Genomic DNA, 19,009 nt, shown 5'->3' with positions numbered 1-19,009 from the left:
CCTTAGTCGAGACGGAAGAATACAGCTTTCAGATAGCCACTTTCGGCCAGCTGCGGCAGTTGAGGGTGGTCCGCTCCGGCATATCCTGTGTGAATCAACTGCGGCGACCGTTCGGCCCGACCAATGCCGCGCGCCGAAGCCCCGCGGAACTTGCTAAGGTCTGCAGCGTGTGAGCACGAACAAAGCCCAAGATAGCCGCCGGGTTTTACCAGTGGCGCTGCCAGTTTTGCAATCCTCTCATAGGCCCGCAGTCCGGCTTCCAGTGTTGGTTTGGAAGGCGCAAAAGCTGGTGGATCACAGATCACCACATCAAAGGTCTCACCTTCAGCAGCCAATGCAGCGAGGGTATCAAATGCGTCGCCCTGGCGGGTGCTCAATTTATTGCCAAACCCGCTGGCAGCAGCCCCCTGCTCTGCTAAGGCCAATGCCGGGGCAGAACCATCAACGCAAAGCGCCGAACCTGCGCCACCTGCCAGCATGGCCAGTCCAAACCCACCAACATGCGAGAAGACATCCAGCACGCGGGCTTCGGGTGCAACAAGTTGAGACGCAAATGCGTGGTTGTATCGTTGATCGTAGTACAGGCCCGTTTTCTGACCACCGGTAAGGTCTGCCATGTAGCTAGCGCCATTCATCTGCACCGTTATCGGGGCCTCTGGTGCGGTACCATGAAGTACCATGTTCACATCATCCAGCCCTTCAAGACTGCGAGTGCGGCCAGCAGCATTTTTCAACACGGTGCCGACACCGGTAACGTTGACCAGAGCTTGGGTCAGCAGTTCGATATGCACCTCGGCCCAGGCTGCGTTGGGCTGCACCACGCAGGCGTCCCCAAAACGGTCGATTACGATCCCTGGCAGACCATCTGCTTCGGCATGAACCAACCGGTAGAATGGTGCATCAAACAGTTGCTCTCGCATCTGCAGTGCACGGCTTAAGCGGGCTTCAAACCAAGCAAGGTTCAGATCGGCTTGTGGATCGCGATCCAGCATCCGGGCGATAATCTTGCTTTCCGGGTTGACCGTCACCAACCCCATTGGGGTCTGTGCTTCATCCTCAAGCACGGCCAGAGCACCAGGCGCAAGTTTACGGGTACGACGGTCAGTGACCAGTTCGTTGGCATAGACCCAAGGAAACCCATGCCGGATGGCGCGGGCATTGGATTTAGGTTTCATACGGACGCGGGCGCGCTGGGACGCAGGAGAGGAAGCTGTCATGGGCCTCTCTTAGCGATATCACCGGATCATGGGAAGGCCCCTAAAAACAGCCCGAACAGAGGGGCGACTATCTGGACAAAACCAAGGTTGGCGTTTGTTTGACGATCAGGGCTACCAATTGCCTGCAAATGACGACGGTAAGATGTGTCGTGATCTAAAACTTTCAGTCCCGGGGCCGACAACACCACTGAGCGCAATTGAGAGATAGATATCTGCCAGTCTGGGTTACTGGGGGCGTTCCCGCCCACGCCATCCTCCACGCCGTTTAGGAGTTACAGAACCCTCTAGCCCCTGTCGCAAGACCAGACTCATTGGATGGTCAGGATTGTTTGTTCCATATCGATCCAGCATCACCTGAATCGCATCACGGTTGTTCTGCCCCGCAGGCAGGCAAAGCGCCCAATCCAGAAAAATGCTGCGACATTGTGAAGGGGTAATCCCATCTATCCGATACGCCTCATACATCAGAGACTTGGGGTCCAATTCAGTCTTGCCCAACATCCGCACTCTCCCGCTCCAAGGCCTGGGTAATCAGGTCGTCGCAGGCCTGGTATCTTACATCCAAGCTATTCTGCAATGCCTCCAGATTGTCAAAGCCAGTGCTGAGACACAGGAACTGTGCTCCGCCCTCGCCCAGATTGGAGGTGTTTATCCCGGTCGCAGACAACAAGCGTGTTGCTGTCTGCACCGACCAGAATAGATCATAAGCTTCCTGCAACTGTGTCGCCTCAGCGACGCTCAGCCAGCCACTTGCGACTGTGCCCCTTAATCCTGCGCTGACATTCTGCGCCGGGTTGCCCGACAACAGCGCCCCAACCTGTGACATCAATTCGATATCCATCATCCGGCCGCCACCAACCTTGGCATCCCAAATCCCAGCGGGCTTTTTGGCCGCGGCCAGACGGGCGCGCATTTCAGCCACCTCAGCCAGAACCCTATTTTGGTCATTTGGTGTCGACAGGACGGAGCTTCGAAACGTTTCAATATCGCGCGCAAGACCTGTGGCCCCAGCCACAACACGGGCGCGGGTGAGAGCCAGATGTTCCCAGACCCAGGCTTCGTTTTTCTGATAGTGTATGAAGCTGGTAAAACTGGTGGCCACCGGCCCTTTTGAGCCGGAAGGCCGCAACCGCATGTCAACCTCGTACAAGCGTCCTTGCGACATCGGGGCGGCCAGAGCAGTGATCAGGGCCTGGGTCAGTCTGGAGTAATAGGGACGTGTTGCCAGTGGACGTTTACCGTCAGAGGTGTCTTCCGCTTGCGGGTCGTAGATCACAATGACATCAAGGTCAGATTGCGCATTGATCCTCCCGGCCCCTAATGAGCCCATGGCCAAAACCGCAGCCCCGCGTCCGGGAGGAGGTCCATGTTTGATGGCAAACTGTGCTACCACCACGGGGCAAATTGCGACAATCACCGCCTCTGCCAATTCAGCATACTGACGCCCAGCGTCAGGTGCACCTATCAGGCCGCGAAGGTGATGTACTCCTATCCGGAAATGCCATTCCTTACACCAGCGCCGGGCAGCGTCTAACTGCGTCTCATAGTCCGTTTCCTGTGCCAGGATGGTTGCCAGTTCATGCCCCAGCGCCTCAACTCCAGGCCAGGCATCAAAAAACGACCCACCAATCACCGCATCGAACACGCCTGAATTGCGTGATAGATGGCTGGCAAGTGCTGGAGAGGTGCCCGCGATATCGACCAACAGGTCAATCAGTTGAGGGTTGGCTTCCAATAAGGAAAACAGTTGCACCCCTGCGGGCAACCCTGCCAAAAATCCATCCAGGGCCACCAGTGCCTCTGCCGGTTTCGCGGTTTTATTCAACCGTGACAGCAGTTCAGGTTTGAGCCTTTCGAAAATCCGCGCACCTCGCGCGGATCGCAACGCAGGATAGGTGCGCCAGCGCGCGATGATATCGCCGTTTAGATCATGGGACAGTGCAACATGATTGGCATCAGGCCCGGGTGCAAAAAAGTCTTCGGTCAGTACATGAACTTCGCTCAGACGTTCCTTGATCTCTTCCTTCAAGTCTTCGACATCGCGGCCCATCAAACATGCCACGCGTGCCAGCCCATCCTCTGACTTTGGCATTTGATGTGTTTGGGCATCATGTACCATCTGGATGCGGTGCTCGACCTCGCGATGCGCGCAATAATGATCGGTCAGTTTCACCGCAACCTCTTCTGGTATCCAGTCCCGGTCAGCCAATGCTGCCAGCCCCTCTACCGTACCGCGCAGGCGCAGCCCTTCGTCGCGCCCGCCTGCTATCAACTGCCGGGTTTGAGTAAAGAATTCGATCTCCCGGATTCCACCGCGACCCAGTTTCATGTCGTGGCCGGGGACCTCGATGGCTCCACCCGTCCCTTTGTTCTCGCGTATTCTAAGCCGCATGTCATGGGCGTCCTGAATGGCCGCAAAATCTAGATGGCGGCGCCACACAAAGGGGCGAAGTGTTTTCAAAAATCGCTCACCCGCCGCCAGATCTCCGGCACAGGCGCGGGCTTTGATGTACGCGGCACGCTCCCAGGTGCGGCCCAGACTTTCGTAATAACGCTCTGCTGTTTCCATTGCCAGACACACAGGTGTAACGGCAGGATCTGGACGCAGGCGCAGATCGGTGCGAAAGACATAGCCATCAGCCGTTCGGTCACTCAGCGTTGCGCACATATTGCGCGTCGCACGCACCATCCCCTGACGGACTTCAAAAAAATCATCGGGATCAAACCGGCTTTCATCAAACAGGCAGATCATATCGATGTCTGAACTATAGTTCAGCTCATGTGCGCCCATCTTGCCCATCGCCAGAATGCTAAGGCCCGCAGCCGTGGCAATGTCATCTTCAACCATACCCGGCAGTTTCTTTCGGCGGATCAAGGTTGCAATCTCTGCTTTAATCGCCACATCTGCTGCCAGCGCGCCAAAGTCGGTTAGTGCACCGGTCACCCGTTCCAAACTCCAGCCGCCGCCCAAATCGGCCAAACCCGTCAGTAGTGCCACCCTTCGTTTGGCCTGTCGCAATCCCGGTTTCATCTGATCTGGGGCCAGAGCACGACAGGCATCAAACACTTGTGTCATTGCAAGCTGAGGGTCATCCAACGCCTCTTCCAGCCAGCTGGCCTCGCGCCCGATCAACTCTTTCAGGTAAGGGCTTGACCCGGCTGCGCCGTACACAAGCGCCGCCAGATCGCCGTCCAGAGCAGGAACCTGAGCACGGGCGTCCGCCCCAAGTTCAGGATCAAATGGGCGTGGCAGGCGGAGAATGGTCAAAGAGTTTTTCATATCGGCAGACTGTTCCGACAGCTCTGCCGCGTCAATGCATCAAACGAAACTATGGCTCAAAACTACCGTCTTCAAAAGGTCAGGAATACCCGCATACCCTATGGTCAACTTTAAGGCTAAATGTTTGGTGCGGTTGTAACAAACGCAAGGCAGAAAGCTTTTTTGGTACTTGGGATATTCGGTATCTGACTGATTTAGTAAGCCACACCGTTTCTACAGTGTCCCCTCTTTATTTATTTTATTGATCTGCCTTATGACTGTTGCAACCGCACCTTCTCTTCTTGATTTGGCACATTTGCTCTCACACCTTGGGTCGCGCGCCTTTGTTCAGGGTCATGCCCTGCCGCCCCCCAGTTCCACACCCAGATGAAATTGTCATCGAGTGGCCGACGCCATCCATCGACGTGCCTTACGCAAACGCATTAAACTGCATTCGGATCACGTCTTCGGGGAGCCTAACCTCAATAAAATCAGTCCGAAGAGACGGAAATCTGTGCCGTAAGACGCTGCTTTGCCTCTTCCAACAGGCTGTCGTTGCCTGCGCGAAACCCGCTGACATCCATCGCACGGGGCCAATGCGCCGGAACGCCAAGGCCTTCATAAAGGACGCCATCAAGCGTTAGGTAGCGCTGATGCGAAAATCCGAGTTGCCACCCATTAGGTAAGCTGACCTCCATGATATCTGACAATCCACCTGATGTTGTGGTGCCCAGACTTTGAACGTGCTCCAATGGCTGCATCGCGAGGGCGAATATCTCAGCCGCACTTGCACTATAGTTACTGGTAAGAAGCAGGCTGGGCTGATCGAATGAAATGGGCGTGTCTGGGATCATTGCGGTAAATGGTGATGTATAACCGGATACGTTACGCGTGGATTTGGTAAAGGCGGGAACGCCTCCATCTACGAAAAAACTGGCATAGGCCAGTGCAACGTCATCTGACCCACCAGGGTTGAACCGTATATCCAACACGATGGCCTTTGCCGCTGCCAATTCCTGTGCAACAACAGCGAAGGCCCTGGTCGCTACAACCGAGTCGGTGTGGCCGTTAACAGAGGCAACTGACATCCCCGCAAATGAGATAAACCCAATCTCCGGCGTCAACCAACCATAGCTAAGTTGGCTTCCGTCTACTTTGGTCAGCCCTTCACGAACTGCCCCTGCAGTTACCTTTGAAAACGCAACACGCTCGGCATGCCATGGGTCGGTCAACTCGGGGGAGAACCCGTCACCGGGCGTTTGGATATAGGTATGGCCGTCGTCTAGCCCGGTTAAAAGCTTGCTCAGCAGGGCAAATAACGCGGTGTCGTCCAGAACAGCATCCACAGAAGGCCGCAGCGTCTTACGCTTTTCGCTCCAATCTACTCCATGTAAATCGAAGAAAGCATAATGCTCCTGCATAACCTGCCAGGCCACGTCAAAATTCTCTTGTGTAGTACCGGGGGCTTTGGGCGTTGCTGTATGGCAGAGATCTGGAAGAACCGGGATCCCATCCGCCATGATCGGATTAAGCACACCAGACACATCAAGACGCAGCCGGTCTTCCTCCATCCCAAACGTCACATCTTCAAGCCAGTTCACCAGGCTCAGATGTGACGGTATGCGTGACTGATGCAAACAGCTGACCTTGGTCTGTTCATAGACATCAATCCAAAGTGAACCAACGTCGATTACCAGCCCATAGCCGTCAGACTGCCAAACCCCTTTCAGCTCGCCCTTGGGCATCACCCAAAGCCAGCTTAGACCAAAACCCAAAAATAAGAGGGCCAACGCAGAACCAGATAGCCTAAGTAAATTTCGCACTACATTGCCTTACAAAAAAATTCTTTTAGCACTCAATTTGCCAATACTAGAATTGCAACATTTGCTGCAAGCGGAAGGTGACCCGCGGTTATGTGCAGTGAAAAGGCACCGTTGATAAACTATTGTTCGCGAACAATTACATTCGAAAAATGTTATCTGAACGGTGTATTGCATTCACCGTCCTAGCGCGCCCTGAGAACGATGCCGTTGGTAGGGAATTTTAACAGAATGGGCGGGGAGCAGACTGGAGAAATGGTTCCTGCTCTAACCGGTTTTCAAACATGCCCTACAATGGGTATCTGCGTCTGCCTGTGAGAGGAGCCAATCGTTGTAAGAGCGGACACCGGGCAAACCAAATCCAGCCATCGTAAATGGACAATTGGTCGGGGCCTGCGCTCAGTGTCTCAATATGCTTGTTACGCCCATCCGAGTTGTTTCAGAGAGTGGCCATCATTCCAGATCTTGGTCATGTGTTTGATTTTCTCACCGTCGAAATCCATCACATAAACATAGTCGGCAGAAACGGATTTGCCCGTTGGCGCACCTGACCCGGCATCAACGGTATGGGTCCCGTGGAACACTGCTGCAGCCATCACATTGCCTCGTTCATCATCCACGGCAAAGGATTTCAATTCGTAGTGCCCATCCGGCATTGGTGTCAGCAACCCCTTCATCCAATCGGTATAACCTTCGAGCGTCGAGACCTCTGCAAGGGCATCAGCCTGTGCTGAAAACGTCGCTTGGGCGTGGCACCATTGCTTGCAGATCTCCCACCCTTTTCCAGTCTCACATGCATCAAAGAACTGTTGAGCGGATTGCTTAAGTGTCATGGAGACCTCCGGTTTGATAACACAGCCAGTAATTGGCTGGATCGATCAAAGATAGCTCACTTTTAACGGATCGCCATACCAACGGTTTTTAAAGTCTTGTCCCGGCGGACAGCCAGTGGCTCAACTGGCTTGGGCAACACTCAATCCCAGCTATATGGATCAATGACTATTCAACATTGCGGAGCAGTGCTTCCATTTCATCGAAGCAAACCGGCCAGAATTCCGAAAGAAAACCAACAGCCTCCTGTTCCGAAATCTTAGAACGATTTCCCTCGGCATCATGGGCCTGGCCAATGGTGTAGCGAAAGTCAGTTCCTGTACTGGTTGGTTTCAGCTGGTACGTCTCAGGCTTACTGATGCTCTCCCGGCCCGGATCGTGGATACGCGTGGAAAATATTCAAAGGGTTCCCAATCCGTGACCCAATAACGAAAGTCGGCAGCTTTGTGGGCACAATGATATCCTGATCCGGCGCCAATACGTCCTTTTGGTCGTTCGACCGTCACCGATATCATACCGTCCATCCAGCGTTGTTTAAGTTCCGGGGCGGTCAAGGCATCCCAGATTGCGACAATCGGCAGATCAAAATGGCGATGGTAGATCCAGACGCCATCCGTTTCTTCCAAGAAAAAATGTTCACAGCTACGCGGAAGCTCTCCCAGGCTTTGCCCGATCATAGACCTGCATCGAAACCTCGCCAAAGTGCTCAAAGGGGTGGGAATACGGGACCAGCGCATCTTCGATATCCATGGCCCTCACCGCCGCCTCACTGAACAGGGCGTAACTGCGGATGCCTGTGACGGAGCCAACATCGGTCTTTGTCATCCGGTGAACCAATATCACATCCGCCCCCGAGATGTCTTTCATTGGGCCAACTTGCATCTCTTCGAATTCCCCGTGGTGGTCAATGATCTTTAGGTCCAATCCAGTCACATTGGCGCAGGCCTGACAGGTGCAAGTGGTGTTGGCGATGATGTTCTGCCGGCGGGTCGCAAAGGCATTGTAGAGGTTCCCACAGGTGGCCAGAAAAGTCTCGCCAGTGGGAAAGCCCTGCTGTGTTGAATAGGCCTGTACCGCGTCGCCTTCCATTTTCCAGAACTGTAGCGGTTCGCCGACCTGTTCGACCATAGCACTTAGCAATGACTGCAAAATTGGGTTCGCATGCTCAAGTTCAGAAGATGTCAGAAACTGGGTGTAGCCGGAAATATCAGCGATCAATAGATAGCCGTTTTGTGTGGTTATCGGACAGCCTCCTTAGGCGCTTCAGGCGTTGCAATGCTTACCTGAGGAACTGAACTGGATTGAATTTGGGGAAAGGCCATCTATTTGATTGCAGATCGGAGCACCTGTTACGGTTTGTCCGTGGTTGCACCTGAATTCTGGCTTGAAACCTAGACAGAAGTTCGTGCTTTGCCAATTAACGACGACCAAACGGTGAGAGCCCAACCACACTTGGTCGGCAAATTCCTACCGCAATCTCTCTGTTTTGCTATGCAAAAGGACTGAGGACATGATCAGATTACTTCTTGCTGTCGTCACTGCATTATTCGTTATCGCGCCATCAGCAAGCACCGCACAAGAGCAGTCGCGAGCCATTTTGGTACTTGATGGATCGGGTTCGATGTGGGGGCAGATCGACGGTACGGCCAAGATTTCAATCGCCCAGGACGTGGTTGGAGAGTTGATCAAGACACTGCCTGACAACCAGGAACTCGGGCTGACGGTCTATGGTCATCGCCGCAAGGGGGATTGCAGTGACATCGAAACGATCATCCCCCCTGAGGTTGATCAACGCGGCGCGATCGTCGAAGCGGTAAATTCGATCAAGCCCAAAGGGAAAACGCCAATGACGGACGCGGTTATCAACGCCGCCGAAGCACTGCGTTATACCGAGGAGAAGGCCACAGTTATCCTAGTCTCTGACGGGATTGAAACCTGCAATCCAGACCCGTGCGCCGCAGCACGTGCGCTAGAAGAGTCAGGTGTTGATTTCACCGCCCATGTTGTCGGGTTCAATATCGGAGATCCCGAAGCAATTGCCCAGATGCGGTGTCTGGCCGAAGAAACCGGCGGCACGTTCAGAACGGCGGATACTGCTGCTGAGCTAAGCACTGCACTAGCGGTGATAGCTACGCCAGCCCCAGAACCAGAGCCTGATCCCGTTAGCCTGCGTGCTCATGCAATTGATGGGCGCAATGGCCCACGTATCACCGAAGGTTTGATCTGGAACCTGACCTCACCAGACGGGACAATTCTCGAAAACCAGGCAGTTGCGGACATCAGGACCGAACTGGACCGCGGCGAATACGTAATCTCGGTCCTCAGAATCGCTGATGAGGAAACGGTGGAAAAACGGTTTGGCATCGGGTCTGTAGACAAACAGGTCGTGTTGGAGCTGCCAGAGTTTCGTCCTTCGGCCACGATCGAAGGGCCTGCAACCGCAATTGCCGGTTCCACGATACAAGTGCGCTGGTCTGGACCAGACCAAAAGGGTGATCTGATTTCCGTCGCCGACCCGGAAACCTCATCCCCTTGGATCAACTACACCTATACAAAACACGGTCCTCTTCTGGATCTGATGATGCCTTCGGAGGAAGGTGCATACGAGCTACGATATGTATCAAGTGATCATCGCAAGGTGCTGGCCACTCAGACTATCACAGTCACCCCGGTTGAGGCCTCGGTTACACCACCAGACACCCTGCCCGCTGGCGCCTCAGTGCTAATCGATTGGAGGGGTCCAGATTACAAAAGTGATGTGATCGCAGTCACCGAACCGGGGACGGATCAACTGATCAACTATGTATATACCAAACATGGATCACCGGCAGAACTCATGCTGCCACCAGATCCCGGCGATTATGAAATCGTCTATCGAATGAGCCAGAAAAACCGAATGCTGGCCCGTGTGCCGGTGACAGTGACTGGTTTGCAGTATTCAGTGAGCGGTCCCGCGTCAGCACCCGCAGGCAGTGACGTGCAGGTCGATTGGATCGGACCGGATTATCGGAGTGATATCATAGCGGTGGCCGAAATCGGAGCCGACAATAGGAAATACCTCTCCTATACTTACACCAAACAAGGTTCACCGCTTGACCTGACATTGCCGCTAAAGCCCGGGCGATATGAAATCCGTTACATTCTCGGACAAGATCGCGTTGTGCAGGCGACAACTGAAATCGAAGTGACTGAGATTGGTGCCAGCCTGACAGCCCCTGAGACAGCGCCTGCTGGCAGCACCATTCAAATTGATTGGCAGGGCCCGGATTACAAAGGGGATATCATTGTCGTCAGCAAAACCGATGAACCGGATCGCAGCTATCTGAACTACAGCTACACCAAAAGTGGGACACCACTCGACCTCACTCTTCCTGCGCTGCCCGGTGACTACGTTGTGAAGTATCTGGCCGGAACCGAACGAAAGTCACTGGCGAAATCAGAAATCACCGTGACAGAGGTAACTGCCACCTTGTCAGCACCGCCCAGCGCATCGGCGGGAGGAAAGATCGAAGTCATATGGAGTGGTCCGGACTATCGAGGTGATATCATTGCAATTGGTGGGCCGGGCGAAAACGACCAGACTTATTCTTACACCAAAAATGGTTCGCCGCTGACGATCAACGTACCGGGTAAACCGGGTAGCTATGAAGTTCGATATGTTATGAGCGCTGATAGAAGAGTTATTGCCACTGCACCGCTGGCTGTCCGCTAGATCCACAGGACCGGTAGTCGACGCCCGATGATGGCCCTAGGCGGGCTGACAGCAGCCGTTTGTGCGACCTGCGCCAAGGGATCAATGCCATCCAAGCGTGCTACATACACACCAGCAAGTGGCGACAGTGAAGCCAAAGCAGGCAGAATTGCGTGATGCCATCTAATCGGATGCAAGCCTTGGTGGCGGTGTTTCGGTCAGCTTAGAAAGTGCCACGCGCGTTACAAGTGAAACAAAGCCGTGATTACTAGCCTCGCTGTATACCCTTGAAACGTTATTTTTATCGAGCGCATAGTCTACGGAAAAAACAGGTAATCCCACTTTCTGGTACAGAGCGATTTGCGCAAACCGCGCGTTGGTCGAATATTCATCATCGTGACGGTATTGCTGATCCCCCCCGTCTGGATCATCCCAGTCACTGTCACCCCACCCGTGAAACCAAGTGTCTTCAACCGCCAACGCATCAATGGAGCTTGTGTATCGGTCAGGATCAGTATCGATAAGATAAATGGCGTTCTGGGCAACCACCAGAAAGTTTGGGTCAACTGCTTTTCCGGCCTCCCCGAGTTTCTCAATAAATGCGATCATCGAAAGTTCAGGAGAAACGCCAGCCTCTTTGGCGGCCTTGCGAACCAGGTCATCATCATAGGCTTCAACCCAATCCAGAAGAACACCGTCAAAGCCATACCTTGCGAGATCCGCAATAATCCCGTTTGACCCTAGCCAAAGCGATTGCCAGTCTTCCTCCCAATAGGCGACGGGAAAATTTCCTGACCACCCGTCAGGATCAATCGTAATCAGAAAGCTCGGGTATCCTCGGCTGGTTTTTGTGGGCGCGACCCAGTCATCCTGCCAATAAGCCCGGTAGTCTTCTGCTTGCCCAATATCAACATAGGCAATCAATACCCTCGGGCTCCCATCTGGCTTTTCTTTTAGCTGATCTATGATTTGCGGGGTATTGTAGGACCAATCAGAAAAATTATACCCTGCTTCGATAATGAACATGTCATAGGCCGTTGCAGCCAAAGCTTCGACAGCACCGTCTTCATCCAGTTCTTGAAGCTGGAACATCCAACTTTGTACGTTCGACAAACGCTCATCTACGGGCGGGTCAGCAGCTCGTCCCACCGTTGTTTGCTCTGTGTCGGCGAATTCCGACAGCGTCCCTTCCGTCAGCGCAGCAAGTAGTTTTTGACCATCCGGCGCGTAACGACTTTGGGGATATGCTTCCAGAAACAACTTCACCTGCGCCAAATCCCGGGCTGACCGATCAGCGTTCCACAATTGCAATTCGGCCCTGTCTTCAGAGCTGAGATCTTCTGCGACAGCAAACGTAAAATCACTGATCAAGGAAGACGTGTCCCAAGGGGTCTGTTGTTGATTGGTAAGGGCCTGTACAGCCACACGGACATTCTTAAAAACCTGTTCAACCGGGGCGCCGGGTGTCATCATTTCGCGGGCCAAAACTTGGGTAAACGGGCTGTTATCGCCTAATCCGTCAAGCGCAACACCACCGGGTTCGGTTGCATAGGCCAGAAAGGTGCCCGCAGGTGCCTTCATTTCGGCCAAACCATTGTCACTGAACTCCGGAATGGTCTTAAACGGGTTGTTGCGACAAGCATCCAATATGACGATATTTGTACGATTTTTAGCGGAATACATTTGCCGTAAAACAGACTCAGCCTCTATCGCCACCAGGCCCAAATCAGCCGCGTCGGTTAGGCTGGCATCAACAGGCAATAAGTAATTATTGCCAAAGGATTGTAGAGCGTGACCCGCATAGTAAAATAGCCCGGTCCCAGCCTGCCCGGCCTTGCGTAGATCACTGCCAAATTGGGAAATCCCTTGTCTCAATTCAGCTTGGCTTGCATCAATCAGAAGTGTGACAGCAAATCCTAGGTCCACAAGAGTTTCTGCAATTAGCGTTGCATCATTTTCGGGGTTATCTAAGGGCAATACTGAGCTGTAGCTTCCATTACCTACAACCAGCGCGATGCGGCTTTCAGCCAAAATTGCTCTTGGGACGACGCCAGCTGATAAAACCAGTATAAATGCCAGGATACGGAGTTTATAAATCACAAAACCGGCCTCGTTTTTATTGATCCAATTTTCCTATGTTGCAGATCTATTGATAAGGTTAGTGCTCAGATGCGCTGCAACAACAGTTATGCTCCCAGGTCCGGATGAACTAAACTGGGAGGGACATACTGGATCACGTATCCCAATCAGCGGAACGCGCACTTTGGAGTAGCTGTCGGGTGCCGCTACCGTTTGTACCCACAACACCAAGCTAGTCACAGACATGGCGGTTTGACGTTATCGCTGGCGGATGACGGGACCCAAGGTATCCGATATCGCGGCGAGCCCCATCTGGGTGGTCGTGGCGTGTTGTTCGCGAGACCACCCTGCGAAGTGCACGCGGGTGAGCCACTGGAGAAGAATTCTGTCTCGCGGCCATCCTACCGTAGAAGTCTCCTATTTAACCTGCTTCGCTAACCAGGCTCACATGTCACGGAATTTCAAAAGACTTACAGGGCTGACACCTGTGTTTTACAGGCGCACGCGCCTCGCGTGGTTGGATATCTAGCCGAAAAACACCTGACGATGTAGATGCCAAGTCAAAAAGGGTGCGAAAGTGGGATAGCCGATCTTTATCCGATAAACCGAAATGCTCGCATAACTTCAAAAAAATCTTTGTGGCGGAACCGCAGTCGGCAGTCAGACATCAGCTCGGCACCCGGATACCAGCTACATCGGTAGGCCTCAGTTGGGTTTGAATATTCGATCTGCATGTCCACCTCATCTGGCATGGTCAGCATACAGGACGAGAGATCACCTTTTAACGCAGCTTCAACACCAGCGCGAATTTCAGAGCAAGCCCGCTGTGGTGTCATTGAGGCAGAGGCAGGTCCAATTCCTTTGGAGACAGGTACAGTTCGGATATTGGGGACAAGTGATGAGGCGTCACCGCAAATGCCATGGTCTCCGGATATAAAAACTGATGGCACGTGGTGATACGCTGCAATGTGGGCGTTATGTGTGAACTCAGAAGACAGCTCTCCATTGAAATAAAACCGAGAGATCCTCCCGTTGAAACTATGTGCAAGAGGGTTGGCTGAACTGCCGGCTTTGGCGTGGTAGCCTGTAAAAAGTGCTGCGTCGAAACTCTCGTCAAGACCGCACATCATCGAATGTGGGTTTCCAGGCCAACCGTGGATAATCGTAACATAATCAGGCAGCCGTGCGGAAATGATGTTGCGCGCGGTTTCATGGCCATCTTTCACCACAACTTCACGGGCGCCCGCAGCATAAGCACCTTCGCAAGCCGCCGCGACTTCGGCGCTCATGTACTCGCGAAACTCACCATAGTCGGGGCCGCTTTTGCGTGCCTCGTCCCAGCTGGCTATTCCAGCGGTGCCTTCAATATCAGCGCTAATAAAAACTTTCACTCTGTTTATCCTTCAATTCTGCCCATGGCCTTCCAGCGGATGCAAAGCAAATAGCTCTGGCATCCGGGGTTTAATCCAGCTCCGTCCAGGGCCATGGCTTAACGTTGCTCGCAGCAGTTTGGAAACGCGCCGCTTTTGCAATCCATATTCCCAGATCGGTTCCAAAATCGGCAAGCCGTTCATTCGGTTGCTTGTTGTTGGTCAACATGACAATAAACTGCAACACGGTAGCCGCCCCCAGAACCGTTTGGGCAAGAGATATCATGACTGCGATCAGCAGCATGTAGACCAGCCGGGCCAAAATATTTTCCTCCTTCTCGGGCTCGAACTGTTCACCATGAAGGCGCCCGGCTACTTTTTCTTCGTCAGATTCAGCCATTTGTATCCCTGTATTTTCAAATTGCGGCGAGCATTAAACAAATCGTTACTGGCCCCAGTTGGCAGACCAGCCTTGGTCACCGCAGACGTTAGATGAATTTTGACGCGCGTGGAATGGAGATCAACATCCAGTTGCTAGGTTTCAGAGCCGCCCCGACTTCAAAAAATGTTATTTCTATTTGTGAAACGTCCGACCTAAGCCGCGCATCGCATACCCCGCCCATGCACTTTTTCCATTTTTACCGAGGAACGCTAAGGCTGGACAGGAGTGTCTGGGTTTCAATTTGACCAGAAGCAGTTTCAGCGAAAATGCAGCACTCGCCCACGCAGACGGGGTCAAATTGACAACTTTTGAAAACTTGGAATGGCAGGCGATCAATATCGCGCAAGGGTGTCCTAGAACTCAAAAACGAGTTTCTGCAACTTTCTATGTCCAAGATTGCAAGAAACTCTGTCCCGTGTTGTTGGATTATTATTGCAGTAAACAGAAGAGCCCAGAGGATGGCAGAAAAAGCCGGATTTACCCCAATAAATAGAGAGTATCGTAACGGCAAACCGCGTTCTGGACAGATTTGGCGGGTGTCCTTCAAAGCGGCGAGAAACGGAGTTTTCATGCCAGTCGGCCAATATTGAGACACCCATTCTTGCAACTTGTCCTGCCCTCCTTAACAGCCTTACAAATAAAGCTGATTGGCCATTTCACCCATGTCTTGATCTTGCCAAATGTGCAGATTCCGGGTGTCGAAACTGGGAAATCCTGCGCCCAGTTCCGACACCGCTTCCCAGAAGAGAATTAGTTCCAAACAATCAATGTCATAGAGTTAAGTGCCTGCTTCATCTAAACGCTGGAAGTGGGAAACGTTTTTGCACAGCGCAGGCGTAAGATCCAGCATAGGGGTAGATTGCCAACATTGGCTGCAATCAGCATTGACGGCCGCTGCGCGCAGTAAGCCACCTTTTCTAAGTAAGGGCGCCAGGTGTGTTAGGCAGCCAGGACCAACGCACTGCGGTCGTTTGTCCCAACCATGTCTAACGGCAGGTTCATGCCCCAAGCGGCTCGTTGCATGATGCTAGGGCAACCGCGTTGGAGCAATTCGTTTTTACCCCCAGATATCGTCGATCACGGGCGGTGTAAGCGCCAGATCTGAAGCGATCGGGGTAGCCTCATCCACGCCAGCGACAACGATGGTAACAGTCGCCTGATCGATGCCGCCATGCCCGTCCGAAATAGTATAGACAAAGCTATCTTCCATCGCTTGGCCACCGTTCAAAGCCTGAATATCAGCGGCCTGTGTCGCGTCATATGTCAGCGCGCCAGTTTCCGCATCATAGGTCACCGTGGCCCCGTGTTCACTGGTGGCGCTCGCCAGCGAGAAGATAAACTCATCGCCTTCTACATCACTGTCGTTCCCAAGTAGCTCTGCAATGTCGATTACCGCCGGGCTATCTTCATCTGTGTAAACCGCGCTGTAAATGTCTCCATTCACGTCAACAACACGAGAGAGGATGTCGGTACCTCCTACCCCCGTCTCGAAATAACGCTCTTGATACCATGTAACCACAATCCGATCGCCGTCCAAGGTCGTAACTGAGGGCACCGCGGGTCCCGAACTATTGGGATCTTCGTAAACTACGAAAACGGAGCTATTTTCGCTTCCGTCCGGATTGAAAACCCGCGCGCGCACTTCGTCTATTTGACTAGCTGTGGATGTGGTCCAAGTCACAACAAATCGACCATCATCCAGCCATGTTGTGTCTGGCATAGTATATGGATCTGACGATTGATCTAGCCGGAACTCACCCACTGCTTCGGTACCATCAGCGTTAAGTATCGTAGCGTAGTAACCCAGATCTTCCGTATTTCGGTAATCAAGCCTAAGCCAGGTGACTAGAATTTCTCCATTTGGGCCAACCTTAGCCGTTGGAGTTCGGTTCTCAACAGCTTCAGAAGCATTGTCGGTTATTGCATAGGTAGATGTCAAAATTCCGGCGTCATCATAGAAATCGATGTTTATGTCATGGCGATATTGTACGTCCGTACCGTATGCTTGGACGATGGCAAACCCACCATCAGGCAGTGCAACCATGCTGGGGGCTCCATATAGATTTTCTGAATCTTCTGTGAGCGCAAATTGCTCGCGAACAGGCTGCCCTTCATTGTCAAATACCGAAGCCATTGGAGTGTCAATGCTGCCCGTAGAGGTGTATTCAGATACCCTCCACGTGACGGCAAATCCACCATTTTCAAGTTCCACGACATCTTGGTAATTCACGTGAGACCACTGGTTGCCCCATTCCTCAGAAACACGGAACTCATTTGTCACCGACGTGCCATCAGCCTCAAATACTCTTGCCTTGACGCACCATGGCCGCACCTCCCCTGGCGCACCAACTGTCTCGTCAGCGCTAAGCCAGGTCAAAACATAATTGCCGTTTTCCAAAACAGCGATGTCGTGTCCAGTCTGATTAGATACAGGCACCTGACTAACATTAATGTCATGACTTGTCGGGACGCCGTTTTCACTAAAAGAACGCACCCAAAGTCCAACAGCTGGACGGTCCTCAACACTGACGTCTGGGTCGTAGTACCCCCTAGAGTACCAGACGACTAAATAGCCGCCGTCCTTTAGGGTGACCACAGATTGATCGGCCTGCCTCCCCTGCATACCCTGGTTGACCACGACCCTTTCACCAAGCTCAACGGCGTACGCAGGCGCGGTGTCGTCGATAAGCAAATCATCATTCGCAACTGGGCCATCATTTTCCCCCGTCAGTGAAACATTCACTACGGCTTCAAAAACCTCGCCATATGGGTCGACCACTGAATAGGTAAAGCTGTCTTCAAACAGCTCGCCTTCAGCCAGGTACTGCAGCACGTCATCGGCGTTGTAGGTGATATTCTCGCCATCATAGGTCACCCGAATGCCGGATGTGCTGTATTCGCTTACCGTAAATACAGGCAGTTGGTCGCCCAGGCCCTCATCATTTTCCAGCAGCGTCGACAGGGAAATGATCAAAGGGTCATCACCTTGGGCTGATACATGATCCTCAACCAGCGTCGGGTCGCCCTCCCAGGTGAGATCCAGCAGAGTGCCATCACCCCAGAAATAAATCGCCTCAACATCTCGGAGCTGATCTATACCTGCGTCAGAAACACCTTCGCCGATAGAGCTGATCTGCATACGTTCGCGCGACCCCTCAAGAACGTAATCACTGAATGAACCGGCGTAATAGACCGTGTCATAACCATCACCCGCCGAGATCTGGTCATTGCCCTGACCACCCCGGATTTTGTCATCTCCGTCACCAGTCTGGATGGAGTCGTCGCCCTCGTCCCCCCAGATTTCAGCATTACCGTCGCCGGTGCGGATCTTATCATCGCCTGCGCCTGCATAGATTTCACCGTCACCATCACCGACGCGGATGTCATCTTTGCCGTCGCCGGTGATGATTTCATTGTATCCGTCGCCAGAAGAAATTTTATTGTTGCCATTGCCCGCCGAAATCTGGTTATTGCTATCGCCGGTGCGGATGCTGTTATTTCCGTCGCCAACAAATATAAAACCGGATCCATCCCCAATGGTGATCCGGTTATTGCCATCGCCGGCATGCACCTCGTTGTCACCATCGCCCAGCGTAATGGTGTTCCTACCGTTTCCTACAAAAACACTCATGCTGCCATCGCCGCCGGAAATCTTTTTGTCGCCATTACTGGTGGAAATGTCGGCGTACCCATCCCCAACACGAATGTCATCCTTACCGTCAGCCGTCTCGATCAAGGCGGTTCCGTCCCCGACTGTAATCCGGTTGTCGCCACCTTCGTCCCGGACCCAATTTAGCCCATCGCCCAGTTTGATGGTGTCATTGCCATCACCAGTTTTGACCTCGGTATCGCCGTCACCTGCGGTAATGGAGTTCTTTCCATGCCCGGCCTCGATGGTGTTTTCTCGCCCTTTGACGCGAATTGTATCGTTGCCATCGCCGGTTGTGATCCGGTTCTCACCCTTCCCGGCATCAATCCGGTTGTGCCCTTCGCCAGCATCGATTTCGTTAAGGCCATTGCCGACTTTGATACTGTCTTTGCCATCATGCGTGACAATGATGTTATGGCCGTCTCCGCTACTGATCTTATTGTCGCCGCCTTCGGACCAGATATCATTGGCGCCATCACCTAGGCGGATATCATCGCTACCCGATCCAGTATGAACCTGAGTGTCCCCGTCACCGGCCTGAATGCGGTTTCGACCCTCACCCGCCGTGATCGAGTTTTCACCATCGCCAGCTGAAATCCGATCATCACCGCTGCCAGCTTCAATCTGATTGAACCCATCCCCAACAGAAAT

Annotated in this window: 13 protein-coding genes; 2 read left to right on the top strand and 11 right to left on the bottom strand. The window is 53.0% G+C overall.

Features of this window, described 5'->3' with window-relative positions; all coding sequences use genetic code 11:
* Positions 1-2: 2 nt before the first annotated feature.
* The 6 genes from GO984_RS00050 to GO984_RS00025 form a co-directional block, all read right to left on the bottom strand.
* Complete coding sequence (locus GO984_RS00050; RefSeq protein WP_157020576.1) at positions 3-1,217, bottom strand: RSP_2647 family RNA methyltransferase; 1,215 nt, start codon at positions 1,215-1,217, stop codon at positions 3-5.
* A 225-nt stretch (positions 1,218-1,442) separates the two neighbouring features.
* The gene (locus GO984_RS00045) at positions 1,443-1,718 is read right to left on the bottom strand and encodes a hypothetical protein (RefSeq protein WP_157020575.1); all 276 of its coding nucleotides are present in this window, start codon (positions 1,716-1,718) and stop codon (positions 1,443-1,445) included.
* Entirely contained in the window at positions 1,702-4,497 is a 2,796-nt protein-coding gene (locus tag GO984_RS00040; RefSeq protein ID WP_157020574.1) for a [protein-PII] uridylyltransferase family protein, read from the bottom strand. The genes GO984_RS00045 and GO984_RS00040 overlap by 17 nt, the downstream gene beginning before the upstream one ends.
* A 470-nt stretch (positions 4,498-4,967) precedes the next feature.
* Entirely contained in the window at positions 4,968-6,221 is a 1,254-nt protein-coding gene (locus GO984_RS00035; protein WP_157020573.1) for a S41 family peptidase, read from the bottom strand.
* 494 nt (positions 6,222-6,715) lie between these two features.
* A complete protein-coding gene (locus GO984_RS00030) occupies positions 6,716-7,129 on the bottom strand; it encodes an ester cyclase (RefSeq protein ID WP_157020572.1) in 414 nt (137 codons plus the stop codon).
* A gap of 640 nt (positions 7,130-7,769) precedes the next feature.
* Positions 7,770-8,345 (bottom strand): DUF2652 domain-containing protein, encoded by a 576-nt coding sequence (locus GO984_RS00025; RefSeq protein ID WP_157020571.1) that lies wholly within the window; start codon positions 8,343-8,345, stop codon positions 7,770-7,772.
* Between the two features lie 292 nt (positions 8,346-8,637).
* Between GO984_RS00025 and GO984_RS00020 the strand changes: the two genes are divergently transcribed.
* On the top strand, positions 8,638-10,839 hold the full coding sequence (locus GO984_RS00020; protein ID WP_157020570.1) for a vWA domain-containing protein: 2,202 nt from the start codon (positions 8,638-8,640) through the stop codon (positions 10,837-10,839).
* Positions 10,840-11,001: 162 nt separating this feature from the next.
* Here the strand turns inward: GO984_RS00020 and GO984_RS00015 are convergent, their stop codons facing one another.
* Positions 11,002-12,918: a caspase family protein gene (locus tag GO984_RS00015; protein ID WP_157020569.1), complete on the bottom strand. Its 1,917-nt coding sequence runs from the start codon at positions 12,916-12,918 to the stop codon at positions 11,002-11,004.
* 192 nt (positions 12,919-13,110) lie between these two features.
* Here GO984_RS00015 and GO984_RS23955 point away from each other — a divergent pair, with 192 nt between their 5' ends.
* Positions 13,111-13,335 carry an AraC family ligand binding domain-containing protein gene (locus tag GO984_RS23955; protein WP_425339634.1) on the top strand — a complete coding sequence of 75 codons (225 nt, stop codon included), beginning with the start codon at positions 13,111-13,113 and terminating at the stop codon, positions 13,333-13,335.
* Between the two features lie 155 nt (positions 13,336-13,490).
* Here GO984_RS23955 and GO984_RS00010 read toward each other — a convergent pair whose 3' ends face one another.
* The 4 genes from GO984_RS00010 to GO984_RS23295 form a co-directional block, all read right to left on the bottom strand.
* Positions 13,491-14,288, bottom strand: a complete 798-nt coding sequence (locus tag GO984_RS00010) for a M55 family metallopeptidase (RefSeq protein ID WP_167740155.1) — start codon at positions 14,286-14,288, stop codon at positions 13,491-13,493.
* Positions 14,289-14,358: 70 nt separating this feature from the next.
* Complete coding sequence (locus tag GO984_RS00005) at positions 14,359-14,667, bottom strand: DUF4389 domain-containing protein (RefSeq protein WP_157020568.1); 309 nt, start codon at positions 14,665-14,667, stop codon at positions 14,359-14,361.
* A gap of 238 nt (positions 14,668-14,905) precedes the next feature.
* Positions 14,906-15,280, bottom strand: coding sequence for a hypothetical protein (locus tag GO984_RS23300; RefSeq protein WP_167740154.1), 375 nt, complete (start codon positions 15,278-15,280; stop codon positions 14,906-14,908).
* A 486-nt stretch (positions 15,281-15,766) separates the two neighbouring features.
* On the bottom strand, positions 15,767-19,009 hold a 3,243-nt coding region (locus tag GO984_RS23295), incomplete at its 5' end, for an Ig-like domain-containing protein (protein ID WP_167740153.1).

This window comes from Parasedimentitalea huanghaiensis, assembly GCF_009753675.1.
Classification (GTDB): Bacteria; Pseudomonadota; Alphaproteobacteria; order Rhodobacterales; family Rhodobacteraceae; genus Parasedimentitalea; species Parasedimentitalea huanghaiensis.
This window is presented reverse-complemented; position numbering and strand designations above follow the sequence as displayed.